At 69.4% G+C, this 16,481-nt stretch carries 17 protein-coding genes; 8 read left to right on the top strand and 9 right to left on the bottom strand.

Annotated elements, in window-relative coordinates:
* Positions 1 to 58: 58 nt before the first annotated feature.
* Together BW733_RS13380 and BW733_RS13375 are read right to left on the bottom strand one after the other, a co-directional pair.
* Positions 59 to 1,018 carry a glycosyltransferase family 2 protein gene (locus BW733_RS13380; protein WP_077353009.1) on the bottom strand — a complete coding sequence of 320 codons (960 nt, stop codon included), beginning with the start codon at positions 1,016 to 1,018 and terminating at the stop codon, positions 59 to 61.
* A gap of 73 nt (positions 1,019 to 1,091) precedes the next feature.
* Positions 1,092 to 2,627, bottom strand: coding sequence for an LCP family glycopolymer transferase (locus BW733_RS13375; RefSeq protein ID WP_161490237.1), 1,536 nt, complete (start codon positions 2,625 to 2,627; stop codon positions 1,092 to 1,094).
* 230 nt (positions 2,628 to 2,857) lie between these two features.
* On the opposite strand from BW733_RS13375, the gene BW733_RS13370 reads away from it, so the two are divergent.
* On the top strand, positions 2,858 to 4,087 hold the full coding sequence (locus BW733_RS13370; RefSeq protein WP_237268200.1) for an LCP family protein: 1,230 nt from the start codon (positions 2,858 to 2,860) through the stop codon (positions 4,085 to 4,087).
* Between the two features lie 113 nt (positions 4,088 to 4,200).
* Positions 4,201 to 6,012 carry a DUF3352 domain-containing protein gene (locus tag BW733_RS13365; protein ID WP_077351227.1) on the top strand — a complete coding sequence of 604 codons (1,812 nt, stop codon included), beginning with the start codon at positions 4,201 to 4,203 and terminating at the stop codon, positions 6,010 to 6,012.
* Positions 6,013 to 6,073: 61 nt separating this feature from the next.
* Here the strand turns inward: BW733_RS13365 and purE are convergent, their stop codons facing one another.
* The 4 genes from purE to BW733_RS13345 form a co-directional block, all read right to left on the bottom strand.
* A complete protein-coding gene (gene purE / locus BW733_RS13360) occupies positions 6,074 to 6,574 on the bottom strand; it encodes a 5-(carboxyamino)imidazole ribonucleotide mutase (RefSeq protein ID WP_077351225.1) in 501 nt (166 codons plus the stop codon).
* Positions 6,567 to 7,676: a 5-(carboxyamino)imidazole ribonucleotide synthase gene (locus tag BW733_RS13355; RefSeq protein WP_237268412.1), complete on the bottom strand. Its 1,110-nt coding sequence runs from the start codon at positions 7,674 to 7,676 to the stop codon at positions 6,567 to 6,569. The genes purE and BW733_RS13355 overlap by 8 nt, the downstream gene beginning before the upstream one ends.
* A gap of 94 nt (positions 7,677 to 7,770) precedes the next feature.
* Positions 7,771 to 8,268: a PH domain-containing protein gene (locus BW733_RS13350; protein ID WP_077351221.1), complete on the bottom strand. Its 498-nt coding sequence runs from the start codon at positions 8,266 to 8,268 to the stop codon at positions 7,771 to 7,773.
* Between the two features lie 12 nt (positions 8,269 to 8,280).
* A complete protein-coding gene (locus BW733_RS13345; RefSeq protein WP_161490236.1) occupies positions 8,281 to 9,078 on the bottom strand; it encodes a biotin--[acetyl-CoA-carboxylase] ligase in 798 nt (265 codons plus the stop codon).
* 73 nt (positions 9,079 to 9,151) lie between these two features.
* On the opposite strand from BW733_RS13345, the gene BW733_RS13340 reads away from it, so the two are divergent.
* The 4 genes from BW733_RS13340 (at position 9,152) to BW733_RS13325 (ending at position 12,164) form a co-directional block, all read left to right on the top strand.
* Positions 9,152 to 10,726: an acyl-CoA carboxylase subunit beta gene (locus tag BW733_RS13340; protein WP_077351217.1), complete on the top strand. Its 1,575-nt coding sequence runs from the start codon at positions 9,152 to 9,154 to the stop codon at positions 10,724 to 10,726.
* A complete protein-coding gene (locus tag BW733_RS13335; RefSeq protein WP_077351215.1) occupies positions 10,723 to 10,941 on the top strand; it encodes an acyl-CoA carboxylase subunit epsilon in 219 nt (72 codons plus the stop codon). The genes BW733_RS13340 and BW733_RS13335 overlap by 4 nt, the downstream gene beginning before the upstream one ends.
* 1 nt (position 10,942) lies before the next feature.
* Positions 10,943 to 11,548 carry a Maf family protein gene (locus tag BW733_RS13330; protein WP_077351213.1) on the top strand — a complete coding sequence of 202 codons (606 nt, stop codon included), beginning with the start codon at positions 10,943 to 10,945 and terminating at the stop codon, positions 11,546 to 11,548.
* Between the two features lie 196 nt (positions 11,549 to 11,744).
* Positions 11,745 to 12,164 carry a DoxX family protein gene (locus BW733_RS13325; protein WP_152024715.1) on the top strand — a complete coding sequence of 140 codons (420 nt, stop codon included), beginning with the start codon at positions 11,745 to 11,747 and terminating at the stop codon, positions 12,162 to 12,164.
* Here BW733_RS13325 and BW733_RS13320 read toward each other — a convergent pair.
* Together BW733_RS13320 and BW733_RS13315 are read right to left on the bottom strand one after the other, a co-directional pair.
* On the bottom strand, positions 12,113 to 13,258 hold the full coding sequence (locus tag BW733_RS13320; protein ID WP_077351211.1) for a hypothetical protein: 1,146 nt from the start codon (positions 13,256 to 13,258) through the stop codon (positions 12,113 to 12,115). The genes BW733_RS13325 and BW733_RS13320 overlap by 52 nt on opposite strands.
* Entirely contained in the window at positions 13,255 to 13,875 is a 621-nt protein-coding gene (locus BW733_RS13315) for an RNA polymerase sigma factor (RefSeq protein WP_077351209.1), read from the bottom strand. The genes BW733_RS13320 and BW733_RS13315 overlap by 4 nt, the downstream gene beginning before the upstream one ends.
* Positions 13,876 to 13,950: 75 nt before the next feature.
* On the opposite strand from BW733_RS13315, the gene BW733_RS13310 reads away from it, so the two are divergent.
* Positions 13,951 to 14,358, top strand: coding sequence for a hypothetical protein (locus tag BW733_RS13310; RefSeq protein WP_077351207.1), 408 nt, complete (start codon positions 13,951 to 13,953; stop codon positions 14,356 to 14,358).
* Between the two features lie 22 nt (positions 14,359 to 14,380).
* The gene (locus tag BW733_RS13305; protein ID WP_077351205.1) at positions 14,381 to 15,931 is read left to right on the top strand and encodes a mechanosensitive ion channel family protein; all 1,551 of its coding nucleotides are present in this window, start codon (positions 14,381 to 14,383) and stop codon (positions 15,929 to 15,931) included.
* Between the two features lie 3 nt (positions 15,932 to 15,934).
* Here the strand turns inward: BW733_RS13305 and BW733_RS13300 are convergent, their stop codons facing one another.
* Positions 15,935 to 16,408, bottom strand: coding sequence for an NUDIX hydrolase (locus tag BW733_RS13300; protein WP_077351203.1), 474 nt, complete (start codon positions 16,406 to 16,408; stop codon positions 15,935 to 15,937).
* Between the last annotated feature and the right edge of the window lie 73 nt (positions 16,409 to 16,481).

Here is a 16,481-nt window from a genome sequence, read left to right as displayed (position 1 = left end):
GCGCACCGGCCAGTCCCCCGTCGGGAAAGCCTCACCTGACGGGTGACCGTTCACGTGCTCAGCGGTCGGCGCGGAGGCCGTTCAGGAAGCCGGCGCCCCACGCGATGTGCATCACTGCGAGCACGATCGGGAGCCGGAGCCGGGCCGCCGGGCTGAGCCCCTTGATGGTGGTCGTGGCGGCCGTGAGGAAGCCGAGGTAGAGCATCGGGAGCAGGAACATGGCGGTGAGCAGACGGCTGCGCAGCAGCAGACCCAGGGCTCCCCCGACGAGGCCCGCCGCCATGCCCGCCACCGCAGTCGGCGGCGCGAGGTAGCGAAGCGAGAGGGTGTCGGGGTGACGCTCGATGACGAGGCGACGCCACTGACCCGTGGTGTAGAACTGGCGCGCGAGGGCCCGGAAGCTGTCGCGTGGGCGGTAGACGACGCGCAGCTCGGGGGTGAACCAGACCAGGTGCCCGGCCTTGCGGAGCCGGTAGTTGAGCTCCCAGTCCTGGGCGCGGTGCAGCGACTCGTCGAAGCCCCCGATCGAGCGCAGCGACTCGCGCCGGAACACGCCGAGGAAGACCGTGTCCGCGGGGCCGGCCGGTGTCTCGGCGAGGTGGAAGCCCCCTCCCCCGAGGCCGAGCTTCGAGTTGTAGGCGGCCGCCACGGCCTCGGACAGCGGGCTGGTGCCCTGGGCGTCCATCAGGCCGCCGACGTTGGCGGCTCCGGTTTCGCCGAGCAGGCGCACGGCCGTTGCGATGTAGTCCCTGCTGAGTTCGCCGTGCCCGTCGACACGGACGATGATGTCGTGGCGTGCGGCTTCGATGCCGAGGTTGAGGCCTGCGGGGGTGAACCCCGTCGGGTTGTCCAGCACCACCACGCGCGGCTCGGCGGCGGCGATGTCGTCTGCGATCTCGCGGGTGCGGTCCTCGCTCGGGCCCACCGCGAGCAGGATCTCCAACTCGCCCGGATAGCCCTGGTCGAGCACCCGGTCGACGGCGGCCCTCAGGTGGCGTTCCTCGTTGCGGATCGGCATGACGACGCTGACGCTCGGATGCACTCGGTTCCTCCTCGGGGGCGGTACGTGTCGCGACCGCAACTGTATCGGCTCAGGCGCTGACGGAGCAGACCGCCTCGAGGTCCTCGGTCTGGGTGTACGGGGCGTCGTCCTCCGCCCCCTTCGTCTGCTCGGGCTTGGGCGTTGCCTGCTTCTGGGCCGCCGGGGTGGCTTCTCCGCTCGGCTTCGTCTCGGACGGCTTGGCCGCTGCCGACGTCGCGGGCGCCTCGGGCTCGGGTGCCGCACTGCTCGGCGCGGCGCTGGTGGGCGCCGGGCTGGGGGCGGCCTCGTCGAGGCCCTCTGCCTCGTCGAGGTTTGCCCTGACTGTCGTGCGGATCAGGTCGAAGTCCGGGTCGGCGGACTTGACCATCGGCGGGGTGAAGTTCACCGAGGCGATCTTCTGGTCCTTCACCTTGAGCGCCAGCTCGGCGAGGGTGGCGACCTCGGCGCGGGGCACGTCGGTGCTCAGGATGTCCTTGCTTGCCTGGGAGAGGTCGACGAACTTGGTCGCGGCGGTCATCGGGTCGAGCTGCTTCGCCATCGCCGACATCACGCACTTCTGACGAACCATGCGCTCGTAGTCGTTACTCTCGGCGCGCGAGCGGGCGAACCACAGTGCGTGGTAGCCGTCGAGCAGCACGCCCTCACCCGGTTCGATGTACCCGGAGATCTTCGTGCTGCCGCCGCCGATCGGGATGGGCTTGGAGATGTCGAGCCGGATCCCGCCCATCGCGTCGATCAGGCTCTTGAAGCCGCCCATGTCGACCATGGCGTAGTAGTTGAGTTCGATGCCGAGGGTCTCGCTGACCCCCTCCTTCATCGCCTCGAGACCGGGCTCGCTGTCTTCGGGGTACAGGTCCGCGTGCTCCTCACCGAGCGTCCACAGGCCGTTGAGCATGCAGGCGCCCTCATCGCAGACGTAGCCGTCGGGATAGAGGTTCCGCAGCGGGGAGGACTCGGGGAACCGGACGCGCTGCATGTTGCGGGGAAGGCCGAACAGCACGGTGCGACCCGTCTCAGCGTCGATGGAGGCCACGTTGATGGAGTCGGGTCGCAGCCCCTCACGCGAGGCGGCCGCGTCCGCGCCGAGCAGCAGGATGTTGTAGCGACCGGCCTTCCTCTCGGTGTCGCCGCCACCCTGGAACACCTCGCCGACGTTGGACACGCCGGTCAGCGCGCTGGCGGCGAGGCCGGTGACGCCCCCGATGCCCGCGATCAGCAGCAGCGCGGTGATGCTGAGCCCCAGCCGCCCCTTTTGCCGCAGCCCGAGCGGCCGGGTGAGCCGCCAGGAGTCGAGCAGGAGCAGTGCCCACCCGATGAACAGGATCCACAGGACCACGCGCAGCACCATGGTCACCCACGGTTCCAGCAGGACTCCCGCGGTGAACCCGCGGGCGACGAGCAGGCCGAAGCCGGTGATCAGGATGAGCACGAGCGCCGCGCCGTAGACGCGCATGGCCAGGCGTCCGATGCGGCGGTTCCCGGCGAAACTCTGGACCGAGCCCGGAAGGATCGCGGACATCAGGACGAAACCCACGGCGCGTCGCAGGTGGACGCGCTGCGCCTCGGTCGGCTGTGTGGTTGACACGTGTCGGCTCCTTGGGGGAAGGCTCCCCTCAGTTTTTCCGATGGCAGCACCGGATACGGGGAGCGCCACGCCGAAGCGGGCGGATCGTCGGGCCATCCGGCCACCCCTTGTCGGGTGGGTCCCAGGTAGCGATGTCGTCGGTCCCCGGTCTCGCCCACACCCCGAACTGGCGCCGTCTGGTCGGCCGGACCGCACCGCTCTGGGTAATCTGGCCGCGTAAGGAGGCGATCATGGCGCCACGCGAAGAGGACATGGACTGGCTGTACCGCGACGAGCCGGAGCAGGCAGAGCCGACGGCGGTGCTGCGCCCGGACGAGGTGGAGCGGATCCGGCACACCGACTCGCGGCGTGCGCAGCAGCCCGGGCAGTCCGGCTACCCGGCCGTTGCCCCGTACGCAGCTGAGACCCCGTCCGGCCGCGCGCAGCGCGGGCCCGAACCTGCGCCTGGCGCACCTGCCGGGCCACCTCCCCCACCACCGGCAGCCACGAAGACGAAGCGGCGCCGCAAGGGCCGTCCGGTCCTGCGCACGATCGGCATCCTGGTGCTTGCGTGGGTGCTGTTCCTGATCGGCACGCCGATCTACGCCTGGTTCACCGGCACGAAGGTGGACGCCTTCCCCTCCGGTGAGCGTCCACCCGAGCAGCCCGGCACGACGGTGCTGCTGGTCGGCTCGGACGCCCGCGAGGACCTTTCCGCCGAGGACCGCTCAAGGCTCGGCACCGGAAGCACCGAGGGTCGTCGCACCGACACGATGATGCTGCTGCACACCCCAACCAGCGGTGAGCCCGTCCTCCTCTCACTCCCGCGCGACTCCTATGTCGAGATCCCCGGCCGGGGTAAGAACAAGCTCAACGCTGCCTACGCCTTCGGCGGGGCGCCGCTGCTGGTCGAGACGATCGAACACAACACAGGCATCCGCGTCGACGGCTACCTGGAGATCGGCTTCCTCGGCGTCGTGGACGTCGTCGACGCGGTCGGCGGCATCGAGGTGTGTCCCACCTTCGACATCGACGACCGCGACTCGCACCTCAAGCTGTCGAAGGGCTGCCAGGAGGTCGACGGCGTCACGGCACTCGGCTACGTCCGGATGCGCAAGGCCGACCCGCGCGGCGATCTCGGCCGCATGGAACGCCAACGCGAGGTGATCGGGGCCATCGTCGACAGGGTGGCCAGCCCCATGAGCGTGCTCAACCCGGTGCGCTACTGGCAGCTCAACATGGCCGCCTCCAAGTCCCTTGCCCGCGGCGAGGGGACGGGGATCGGGCAGCTGACCCAGGTGGCCACCGGCTTCCTCAGCGTCATGACGGGCAAGGGGCTCAGCATCACCGTCCCCGTCTCCGACCCGAACGCGCGCACCGAGGTCGGCTCGTCGATGCTCTGGGACGAGGAGGCCTCGGGTGAGGTCTTCGCCGCGATCGCGGCGGGCGACACGGGTGCACTGGAGAAGTACCGGAAGTGACCCGGATCCGATACCAAAGTGTGACCTGATCACGGCTTCAGCGGCAGTGGTGTGAGCCGGGCAGCCCGTAAGCTCGTGGGGCAAAGACATCGCGTTTCTAAGGAGGCATCGACGTGAGCCAGACCCCACCGAACTCAGGTTGGCAGGGCGGCCCTCAGGGCCCCGGCCAGCAGTGGAACGCCGGCCAGCCCCAGGGCCAGCCGGGTCACCAGCCGCAGGGAGGGCCGGGCCAGGGCTTCGGCCGTCCGCAGAACTCCGGCCCCCAGGGCAACAATTTCGGCCAGCAGCCCCAGGGCGGCCCAGGCCAGCAGGGCCAGAACTTCGGCCAGCAGGGTCAGAACTTCGGCCAGCAGGGCCAGAACTTCGGCCAGCAGAGCCAGAACTTCGGCCAGAGCGGCCCGCAGGGCCAGTACAACCAGAACGGGCCGCAGGGCCAGTTCAACCAGGGCCAGAACTACGGACCGAACGGGCCGCAGAACTTCGCAGGCGACGCCCCTGCGAAGCCGAAGTCGAAGACGAAGGTGATCGTGGCAGCCGTCCTCGGCGTCGCCATCATCGCCGCGGGCATCGGTCTCGCCATGTTCTTCTTCCGCGGCGCCACCCCGGCCGCCGCGAAGGGACTCCCGGCTGACGTGTCGTTCGCCGCCGAGCTGAACCTCGCGCCGGCAAACGCGGACAAGCTCGCGCTGAAGAACATCCTCGACAAGTACCCGTCGCTGAAGGCCGACGAGGACTTCGGCAACGACTACAAGAAGGCGCTCTACAGCACCCTCACGCAGAACGACGAGGACGCTCCCGACTACGACACGGAGATCAAGCCGTGGCTCGGTGACTCGATCGCGGTCGGTTCGACCGGCACGACCGAGGAGGAACTCTCCGACAACACCAACATGATCATGGCCATCGAGACCACCGACAAGGGCAAGGCCGAGGAGTTCGCGAAGAAGGAGATGGACGGCGCGAAGGTGCAGTTCATCGACAACCTGATGATCGTCACCGACGAGGCCTCCTCGCTCTCGGCCGACAGCATCAAGGAAGCCTCGCTCGCCGACTCCGAGCAGTACAAGGCCGACATGGCCAAGCTCGGCGATGACAGCCTCGCCTCCGTCTGGTTCTGCTCGGGCATGATCGACGCCAGCCTCCAGCAGATCGAGGAGCAGGGCTTCGACACCGGCACCGTGGACACCTCCACCATGCAGGGCATGCACGGCGCGGCCGGCGTGAAGGTCAAGGACAACAAGCTCTCGGTCGAGATCCAGGTCCAGACCCCCAACGCCCCCGACCTGAAGGACGCGGCCGACACCTCCGGCGTCGCCAAGAACATCTCCGGTGACTCGCTTGTCGCCTTCTCCAGCGGCGTCGGCGGCGACATCAACCAGGCCTGGGACATGCTCGAGTCGCAGCCCGACATGGTCGAGTCGCTCAAGCAGTTCGGCATCGAGACCCCGGACGACCTGAAGGCCCTCCTCGGCAAGCAGATGACCATGTCCCTCGACTGGGACGAGGACTCGCAGATGCCCGTCATCGGCGCGACCTTCGAGACCGAGAACGCCGAGAAGCAGAAGCAGATCCTCGACAAGTTCAACGAGATGCTCGCCCAGGGCTCCGGCATGGAGGGCCTCGAGATCACCCAGGACGGCAACACCGGCATCGTCGCCTTTGGGCAGAGCGCCTCCGATGTGCTGAACCCGGGATCGAAGCTCGGCGACCTCGACGGCTTCAAGCAGGTCGTCGACGGCAAGGCGCAGAGCATCCTGTTCGTCAACGTCGCAGGACTGAAGGAGCGCTCGTTCTTCCAGGACATGATCCAGAGCGGTGACACGACCGTCTCCGAGGTGCTCGACCCGATCAACGCGATCGGCATGACCGCCAACGCGGTCGACGACCACTACACCGAGGCGTTCATCCACGTCACGTTCGACTGAGTTCGAACTGAGGAAGTGCCCGGTGGCTTCGGCCACCGGGCACTTCTGCGTTTCGGGACGGCTACCGCGCCGCTGCGTCGCGCACGATCTGGCCCTTCGCGTGGGCCGCGTCGCGCAGCGACTCCTGGAAGTCCAGCATCCGCTCAAGCAGCGAGTCGTCAGCGGCGGCCAGGATCCGCACGGCGAGCAGGCCTGCGTTGCGGGCGTTGCCGATCGCGACGGTCGCGACGGGAACCCCCGCGGGCATCTGCACGATCGAGAGCAGCGAGTCCATGCCGTCGAGGTACTTGAGCGCGACGGGCACGCCGATGACGGGCAGCGGGGTGAGCGCGGCCAGCATGCCGGGCAGGTGGGCAGCTCCCCCGGCTCCTGCGATGATCACCTTGACGCCGCGCTCGTGGGCCTCGCGGCCGAAGCGGACCATGTCTTCTGGCATGCGGTGGGCAGAGACCACGTCGGCCTCATATGCGACGCCGAACTCGGCGAGGGCGTCGGCGGCCGCCTCCATGGTGGACCAGTCGGAGTCCGACCCCATCACGATCGACACGAGTGGCTCAGGCATCTGGATCCCCCATCAGGTAGTTGGCTGCATGCCAGGCGCGGCGCCTGACGTCCTCGAGGTCGGTCCCGCCGCAGGTCACGTGCCCGACCTTCCTGCCCGGCTTGACCCCCTTGCCGTACAGGTGGACGCGGGCCGCGCGGTCGCGGGCGAACACGTGCAGCAGGGCGCCGGTGAGGTCCTCCTCGGCGCCGCCGAGGACGTTGGCCATGACCACCACATCGTCGCGCAGCTCCGGGGAGCCGAGCGGGAGGTCGAGCACGGCGCGGAGGTGGTTTTCGAACTGGCTGGTGCGGGCCCCGTCGATGCTCCAGTGGCCCGTGTTGTGTGGGCGCATGGCCAGCTCGTTGACGACGATGCGACCGTCGCGCGCCTGCATCAACTCGACGGCGAGCACGCCGACCACGCCGAGTTCCGTGGCGATCCGGATCGCCATCTCCTGCAGCGCGGTCGCCTCCGCCTCCGGCAGTCCGGGGGCGGGCGTGATGGTCTCGACGCAGATCCCGTCGGCCTGGCGGGTCTCGCTGATCGGATAGGCCACGACCTGGTTGGAGGGCGAGCGCACGACGATCGCTGACAGTTCGCGCGAGAAGTCGATGAACTCCTCCGCGACGATCCGCACCCGCTCCCCCGCCGAGGTCTCGGCGAGGTTCTCGAACGGGAGGCCCGCCTCGTCGGGGCCGTCGAGCTTCCAGACGCCCTTTCCGTCGTAGCCGCCGCGAGACGTCTTGGCGATCACCGGCCAGCCCTGCGCCTCTGCGAAGGCCACGAGCTCGTCCTCGCCGTCGCAGATGGCGTAGTCGGGGCAGGCGATGCCGAGCTCGTTCATCTTCTCGCGCATCAGGGCCTTGTCCTGCGCGTAGACGAGCGCGGAAGGCCCGGGCCGGACGGCCACGGAGGCGCCGACCGCGTCGAGGTGCCTGGTGGGGACGTGTTCGTGGTCGAAGGTGAGCGCATCTGCACCGTCGACGAAGTCGGTGAGGGTGGCGAGGTCGCGGTAGTCGCCGACCGTGGTGTCCGGAACGACCTGGGCCGCGGAGACGTCAGGGCCCTCGGCCAGCAGCCGCACGTCGATCCCCAGCGGGATCGCGGCCTGCTGCATCATGCGGGCGAGCTGCCCACCTCCGGCAATGGCAACTGAGTAGCGGCGCGTCACCGGTGCAGCGTACCAAGCGCACGCCGGGTGGCCGCGCGAGCGCTCAGTCCTCGTCGCCCTCGTGGACGGCGAACAGCAGCTCGGTGATGGTGACGTGCACCTGCTCCACCCGCGGCACGTCCGGGAGGGTGAGGGGCTGACCCGCGGCGGTCTCGAGGATGAGGGTGCCGCAGCCGAGCATCCGGTCGGTGAGCGAGCGCTCGTAGTTGACGTTGTTGATCCGGCGCAGCGGCAGGTCGTGGCCCACCTTGTTGATGATCCCCTTGCGCGTGATGATCCTGCGGTCGGTGATCGTGTAGGTCGAGGTCATCCAGCGCAGGAACGGGATCAGCACGAGCCAGATGAACACGATCAGGGCGAGCGCGATCAGCACGTAGTTGGCCCAAGGCTGCCAGTCGAGCGGGAAGAACGCGATCCCGAGGCCGACGACGCCACCGAGCACGATGAGGATGATCGCTGGCGCGATGAGCGCCTTCGCGTGGGTGCGCACTGAGGTGACAATGGTCTCGTCCGACCCGAGCTGGTCCTTACTGATCGCCATGGAGACAGTGTGTCATGCGTGGTGGCCGAGCCGGGCGTGGACGACATCGCCGACGGCGAACGTCTGCAGCCCGGTCGCCGTCTCGACCTGGAGCCTGCCGTACGCGTCGACGCCGCGGCCCGTACCGGAGACGCGGTGCGAGCCGTCGAGGGTGATCGTCAGGGGTGCGCCGATCGAGGCGCAGCGGGCCTCGTACTCCTCGCGCAGGCTGCCGCGCAGCGACCAGCTGCGGTAATGCTGCTCGAAGTGGCGCAGCACCGCCGCGATGATGGCCTCGACGTCGAGCGGGAAACCCTCGAGCGCAAGCGACGTCGCGTTCGGCACCGGCAGCTGTTCACGGGTCAGCGCGACGTTGATGCCCATCCCGACGACCGCACGGGCACCGTCGGGCTGCTCGACCCGCTCCGAGAGGATGCCGCACACCTTCTTCCCGTCGATCAGGACGTCGTTGGGCCACTTGAGGGTGACCAGCCCCGGCGCGGGCGCGAACTCCATCAGCGCCGACGAGACCGCCATGCCCGCGAGGATCGACAGCCACCCCCATTGAGGGAACTCGGGCCTCGGCCTGAGCAGCAGGGACATGGAGATCGAGGCTCCGGGCGGGCTGACCCAACTGCGGTCGAGCCGTCCCCTGCCCGCCGTCTGCTCCATGGCGATGTGGACAAGGCCCTCCCGGCCTCCGCCGCGGGCGATCGCCGCGACGTCCGCGTTGGTCGATCCGGTGCTTCGGTCCACGACGATCCGGCCGAACATGGTGTCCGCGGCGAGCCGGCCGTGGATGGCGCCGGCGCTTGGAAGGGGGTGGTTCACGGGCGACAGTCTAGTGACGGCCATTTGACAAGCATCGGGTTGGGCGCGACCTCGCGGCGCTAGGGTGAGCCGCATGGAGATCGACATCCACACCACCGCCGGTCGGATCGCCAATCTCGGGGTGCGAATCGACGAGGCCATCCACGCCGGATCTGCCGCCGCTGTCGAGAAACAGCATGCCAACGGCAAGATGACGGCGCGCGAACGCGTGATGGCGCTGCTCGACGAGGGGAGCTTCGCCGAGTTCGACCAGTTCTCGCGGCACCGCTCGCACGCCTTCGGCATGGAGGCCAAGCGTCCGTTCGGCGACGGCGTGATCACCGGCACCGGTTCGATCCACGGCCGTCCCGTGTGCATCTTCAGCCAGGACGTGACCATCTTCGGCGGCGCCCTCGGCCAGGTCTACGGGGAGAAGATCGTCAAGATCCAGGACTTCGCGCTGAAGACGGGCGTGCCCCTGATCGGGATCAACGAGGGCGGCGGCGCCCGGATCCAGGAGGGCGTCGTCTCGCTCGCCCTCTACGGCGAGATCTTCCGCCGCAACACGCTCGCTTCGGGCGTCATCCCCCAGATCTCGCTGATCATGGGCGCGGCCGCCGGCGGCCACGTCTACGGACCGGCGCTCACCGACTTCGTGGTGATGGTCGACAAGACCTCCCAGATGTTCATCACCGGCCCCGAGGTGATCAAGACGGTCACCGGCGAGGACGTCTCCATGGAGGAACTGGGCGGTGGCCGCACGCACAACACCAAGTCGGGTAACGCGCACTACCTCGCCGCCGACGAGGCAGACGCCATCGAGTACGTGCGCGAACTGCTCAGCTACCTTCCACAGAACAACCTCGAGGATCCCCCGGTCTACGACGACGCCGAGGTCGACCTCACCATCACCGACCACGACCGCAGACTCGACGAGTTGATCCCGGACGCGGCCAACCAGCCATACGACATGCGAGACGTCATCCGCAACGTGCTCGACGACGATGAGTTCCTCGAGGTGATGCCCCTCTTCGCCGGGTCGATCATCGTGGGCTTCGGCCGGATCGAGGGCCGCTCGATCGGCATCGTCGCCAACCAGCCGACGGTGCTGGCCGGCTGCCTCGACATCGACTCCGCCGAGAAGGCCGCCCGCTTCGTGCGCACCTGCGACGCGTTCAACATCCCGGTGCTCACCTTCGTCGACGTCCCAGGCTTCCTCCCCGGCGTCGGGCAGGAGCACAACGGCATCATCCGGCGTGGCGCGAAGCTGATCTACGCCTACTCGGAGGCGACCGTCCCGCTGCTGACGGTGGTCACCCGCAAGGCGTACGGGGGCGCCTACCTCGTGATGGGGTCCAAGTCGCTCGGAGCAGACATCAACCTCGCCTGGCCGACCGCGCAGATCGCCGTCATGGGCGCCCAGGGCGCGGTCAACATCCTGTACCGCAAGCAGCTGAGCGAGGCGGAGGATCCGGAGGCGGAGCGCGCACGGCTGGTCCAGGAGTACGACGACGAGCTGACCAACCCCTACGTCGCGGCGGACCGCGGCTACGTGGATCAGGTCATCTACCCCCACGAGACCCGCGCCCAGGTGATCCGGGCGCTGAGGCTGCTCCGCACGAAACGAGGCGCCCTCCCGCCCAAGAAGCACGGGAACATCCCGCTGTGACGGCCGACGAACCGCGCCTGTCCTTCGCGCGCGCCGACCTCAGCGAGGAGGAGATCGCCGCCGTCACCGCGGCGCTCGCCATCACGCTGCGCGAGGAGAAGCTCCGCTCCGCCGACGACCGCCCGCTCGCAGGCGGGTGGAAGTCGTACTACAGGACGCTGCGCTCCCCGCTGATCGGCGGCCGGGACGCCTGGCGCACCTACCACCGGCTCTGACGTGCGCGTCGTCCTCGCCTCCAAGTCACCCGCCCGGCTGACCGTCCTGCGGCAGGCAGGCCTCGACCCCGAGGTCATCGTCTCGGGCTTCGACGAGCACCTCGTCCAGGACCCGGTCCCGACCTCGCTCGCCGCGCGCCTCGCCGAGAAGAAGGGCGAGACGGTGATCGACCAACTTGAGGGCGACTTCCTCCTGATCGCCTGCGACTCGGTGCTGGAGTTCGAGGGGCGGGCGCACGGCAAGCCGGGTTCCGAGGCCGCCGCCATCCGGCGGTGGCAGAGGATGCGCGGGCGCGAGGGGCTGCTCCACTCCGGCCACTTCGTGGCCGTCCGCACGGGCGGGCACCTGCGCAGCCAGACGGCCATCGGGTCGACGACGGTGCGTTTCGCCGACATCTCGGACGAGGAGATCGCCGCCTACGCCGCCACCGGCGAACCGCAGCAGGTCGCGGGCGGCTTCAGCATCGACGGCCGCGGCGGCGCCTTCGTGACCTCCATCACCGGAGACCCGTACAACGTGATCGGCCTGTCGCTCCCCCTCGTCAGGCAGATGACCATCGACCTGGGGGTGGCCTGGCATTCGCTCTGGGCGAACGGACAGGCGTGAGCATCGACTTTAGTTGTCTAATCACGTGAATCGACAAGTAATGCTTCGTAGCCTGACGACATGGCCACTGACGAAACGACCAGCAAGACCGACCTCCCCCGGCTGATCCTGCGCCTCGTGCTCGCGTCACGATGGTGATGCACGGCGTCCAGAAGGCCCAGATGGGCTCGCGGGAACCCAGGCCGCCTTCGAGTCGATGGGTGTTCCCGGCCCCGCCGTCGCCGGACCCGCGACCACGATCATCGAACTCGTGGGCGGCGCCTTGATCATCCTCGGCGCAGGCACCCGCATCGTCGGTGCGATCTACACGCTCGTCATGCTCGGCGCCGCCGCCATCGTCCACCTCCCCGCCGGCTTCTTCGTCGGAGACGGCTACGAGTTCGTGCTCGTGCTCGCCGGGATCGGCGCCGCCCTCGCCCTGACCGACGCAGGCGCCTGGTCCGTCGACCGGCTGATCGGCTCGCGTCGCACGACCCCCGTGTCCCCCGAGCGGGTCGACGCCTGGCCGTCCGAGAAACCCCGGCGCCCGCACCTCAGAAAGGTGTGGGCGCTCTCGTTTCCCGGTCAGCCGTTGAACTCCCACCGCACGTCGTCGTCGAAGTCGGCGGGCGCGTAGCGAAGGGTGGGCAGGAAGAGGTCGGGGTTCCCCGGCTCGACCTGGACCCAGCCCCGGTTGCACTCCCCCAGCTTCAGCAGCTTCGTGGCGTACCCCGGCGACCAGCGCGTCGACGGCGGCAGGTCTCGGGCCTTGATCCACTGGGGCCCGGTACCCGGCCCCTCGCCGTCCTGGACGGAGAAGGACCACGGGTCGAGGCTCGTGCGGGTCGTCGCGTCAGCGTTCTGCTCGGGATGCGGGGCCGCGTAGCAGACCTGCACCTTCGCCCCCCAGGCGAGTCCGGAGTCGTCGGTGGCGAGCTCGGTCACCGTGACGTCGAAGTAGCGGGTCGAGACCGTCTGTCCGACCTCTGCGGTCAGCTCCACGGGGCCGCTCGGCCGTTGCGCACCGCTGGACGTCGGTTCCGCGCTGCGCGTAGCCGGCGGCGGGGACACGACCTGCGGCGTCGCGGGCGGCGACGGCGCCGTGGCCGGCGAGGCCAGCTCAGACGCCTCGGGGCTCGGATCGGGCGCGGGCGTCGGGGCGGGGTCGACGAGCTGCGTGGGCGCGGGACCCCAGGTCGCCTCAACCTCGCCGAGGCTCACCCGGAATTCGACGACGGTGCCGTCGGTGAAGGTGCCGAGCGGGGTCAGCTCGAGCGGCTCACAGCCCCTCAGCGTTGCCTCCTGCGGCTGGGCGGGCGTGGTCGCGGCTTCCGACGTCCATTGCCCGTCGTCGACCCGGTGCTCCCAGACCGCGTCCGAGGCCTGCGGACCACAGACCTCACCCACGTAGGCGATCTGCACCGGGTACGACTCGAGCACCATCGCAGAGCTCACCGTCGCGGCGTTGCCTCCATCCAGGTCTGCGACGGTTCCTGGTTCGGCCGACACGACGGGGCTGGGAGACGGCTCGGCCGGCGCCGTCTCGCGTCCAAGCCAGAGCAGCTGGACGAGCACGAGGGCAACGACCACCACCGCGGCAGCCGCGACGAGCACCGCGAGCAGTGCCCTGTTCCTCCCGGGCGCCGGGCGAGCGGGCTCCACGCCCGCGAGGATCTCGTCTGCCATCCGGTCGCCTCCCGGCAGGTCGCGTTCGGGGGGAAGCGTCATCATGTCGGGTTCTCCTTGCCGAGCAGGTGGGCGACCTCAGAGGTCGCGAGGGCTTTCCTGGCGCGCGAGAGCCGGGACTTCACGGTGCCGGTTGGCAGATCGAGCGCGGCCGCGACCTCGTCCATGGTCAGGCCGCCCCAGGCGACCAGTTCCACGACGATGCGCTGGCCGTCCGGGATCCGGGCGAGCACCTGGTTGATCCTGCGCATCGACTCCTCGTGCGCGACCCAGTCCTCGACGTTGTCGTGCCGGTCCTCGCGGGGCTGCTGCGCGACCCGGCCGACGAGGCGGAGGCGCCGTCCGTCAGAGCGCACGAGGTTCCTCGCCTCGTTGCGCCCCACCGCGCACAGCCACGCCCGCACCACCCCGTGCGCCACCTCCGGCAGCGTGCCCGCGGCCGCTCGGCGCCAGATGCCGCTGAAGCAGGCCTGCGTCGCCTCTTCGGCCGTCGCCCAGGATGAGGCGTGCCGGAAGGCGTGGTTGTACACCGCCCTGCTGTGTCGCTGGAATAGCATCCGGAAGGCCTGCTCGTCAGCGGCCCGCAGCGCCTGCCAGAGCGCGTCGTCGTCCATGCGCCCCATCATCTCGTCCGGCGGGGCTGGTTGGGCGTGAGCGTGCATCCTCGTCCTCCTGCTCTCTCCTCACCCCTGAATGTCCGGATCGGGGCCGCGGGTTCCACGGCTAGAGTTGGCCCCGTGCATCGCCTCCTGAGCGGCCTCGTCGCCGTCCTCGCCCTCACCGGTTGCGCGGGCGCCGCCTCCGCTCCGGAGCCGAGCGCTGCCCCTCAGCTCACGTCGAGCGCGGTGCCCGAGGACGGCCGTTCGCTGAGGGACCTCGGTTTCGTCAACGGGCCCGACGGGTTCTCCGTCCCGCGCGACGCCGCGATCACCGACCAGATCGACTCGCCGAACAACATCACGGTCGTGATGACCTCCCCCGACGGGTTGACCGTCGCCGCGTACTACCGGCGCGTGCTGCCCGAGCTCGGCTTCCGGATCACCGCGGACGAGCGCAACTCGCTCCTGTTCGAGGGCGGCGGCTACGACGGCGCCTTCACCGTCAGCAGCGGCTTCTCGGCGGTCACGCTTCGCACCGACAGGTGAACCCTGCAAGTAGGCTCGGTCCATGCCGGAAGACGTCGCACTCGACACCCTGACCGTCATCGCATGGGGCGCGCTCGGCCTCGTGATCGGCACTGTGGTGTCCATCCTCGTGTCGCTGACCGCGCGCCTGATCGTGCGCAAGCGCGACCGGATGCGACTCCTGACGCGCCGCATGCGTACCCCGCAGCGGGTGTTCCTGCTGCTGCTCGGCGCCGGGCTCGCGGTCCTGATCGCGTCCGCGCCGAGCGTCTACGGGCCTGCCCCCGCGTGGCGCGAGATCTACGTCCAGGTCTTCATCATCGTGATGGTCTTCGCGAGCGCCTTCCTGCTCACCGGCCTGATCCGGGCCATCGAGGACCACATCCTGCACCGCGCCGAGGCCGACGCCGAGGACGCGGAGGAGACCCCCCACTACCGCCGGGTCCGCACCCAGATGCAGGTCATCGCCCGCGTGCTGATCGCCGTGGTGTGGATCTGTGCGCTCGCGGGGGCGCTGCTCACCTTCCCTGCGTTCCGCGCCGTCGGCACCTCACTGATCGCCTCCGCAGGCCTGCTGTCGATCGTCGCGGGCCTCGCCGCGCAGTCGTCGCTGTCGAACATCTTCGCGGGCATGCAGATCGCCTTCTCCGACGCGCTGCGGGTCGGCGACCTCGTCGTGTTCAACGAGCAGATGGGCTCGGTCGAGGAGATCACGCTGACCTATGTCGTGGTGCGCACCTGGGACGACCGGCGCTGGATCGTCCCGAGCAGCCACTTCACCTCGGAGGCCTTCGAGAACTGGACGCGCCGCGAGCCGCGGCTGCTCGGCACCGTCGAGTTCGACCTCGACTGGCTGGCGCCCGTCGAGGCGATGCGCGTCGAGTTGGTCCGGCTCGTGCGGGCGAGCGAACTGTGGGACGGCCGCTCCGCGAACCTCCAGGTGACCGATTCGACCGGCGGGGTGGTGCGACTGCGCGCCGTCGTTTCCGCCGCGACCTCCGGCGAACTCTGGGACCTGCGCTGCTATGTGCGCGAGGAGATGATCAACTGGCTGCAACGCAACGCCGTCTACGCGCTTCCCCGCACGAGGCTCGAGCCGGAGACGACGACAGCCCCGTCGGTCGAGGAGCGTCAGGACTTCGTCGAGCGCGTGGTCAGTCAATGGGAGGACGAGCAGGCGGTCGAGGAGACCCAGCTCATGGACAAGCCCGTGCCGACCGTCCCAGACGAGGACGAGGGGGCGCTGCCGAAGTGGCTGCAGTCGTGGCTCGTCCAGCGCAAGAAGGGGGAGTCCCCCGAGCCCGCGGCGCTGCCGAAGGAGGAGTCCCCCGCCGAGACGACGCTCTCGTCGACCTCCCCCGAGGCGCGCCTGTTCTCCGGCTCGCCCGAGGCCGAGGAACGCAACCGTCAGATGTCGGGCCCCAGTGCGGCGGACATGGCTGAGCGCGAGAAGTCGGCGGAACGCCGGCTGCGCACCGACGAACAGCCGAAGATCGACGCAGACGATCCGCCCCGTGAGGACGAGCGCGCGTCGAGCCAGCGGAGGACCGAGCGGCTGACCGAGACCCGGGTGCTGCCAAAGATCGAGGACTGAGCCTCAGGCCAGGTCGAAGACGACGTCGCGGGGATCCTCCCGTACGATCCGCAGCATCGCGTCGAGCCTCGCCTGGCGCGGCGACGGCAGGTCGTCGATGGGGAACCAGGCGGCCTCGGTCGACTCCTCGTCGGCGGCGTAGGGCTCACCTGAGACCCAGCGGGCGCGGAAGCCGTGGTCGAGGAAGCGGCAACGGTCCCCGTTGTCGTAGACGATCTCGTCCATCACCGCGGTCCACAGCAGGCGTTCGATCTCGATCTCGACGCCTGCCTCCTCCAGCGCCTCGCGCACGGCCGTCTGGGCCGGGTGTTCACCAGGGTCGACGATGCCGCTGATCGGCGCCCATTCCCCCGTGTCGGAGCGCCGCACCAGCAGCACATGGTCGTCGCGGACCACTACGGCGTTTGCTCCCATCAGCCACAGGGGATCGTTGCCGACGTGGCGCCGGAGCTGGAGGATGAACGGAGGGGTCGGCATGCACCCAACTGTGGCACAGCCTTTTGGACCAACCGGCGTGACCCGGCGGGGTGGCCGATAGACTCGCGACCAG

It is taken from the genome of Tessaracoccus flavescens (assembly GCF_001998865.1).
Classification (GTDB): domain Bacteria; phylum Actinomycetota; class Actinomycetes; order Propionibacteriales; family Propionibacteriaceae; genus Arachnia; species Arachnia flavescens.
This window is presented reverse-complemented; position numbering and strand designations above follow the sequence as displayed.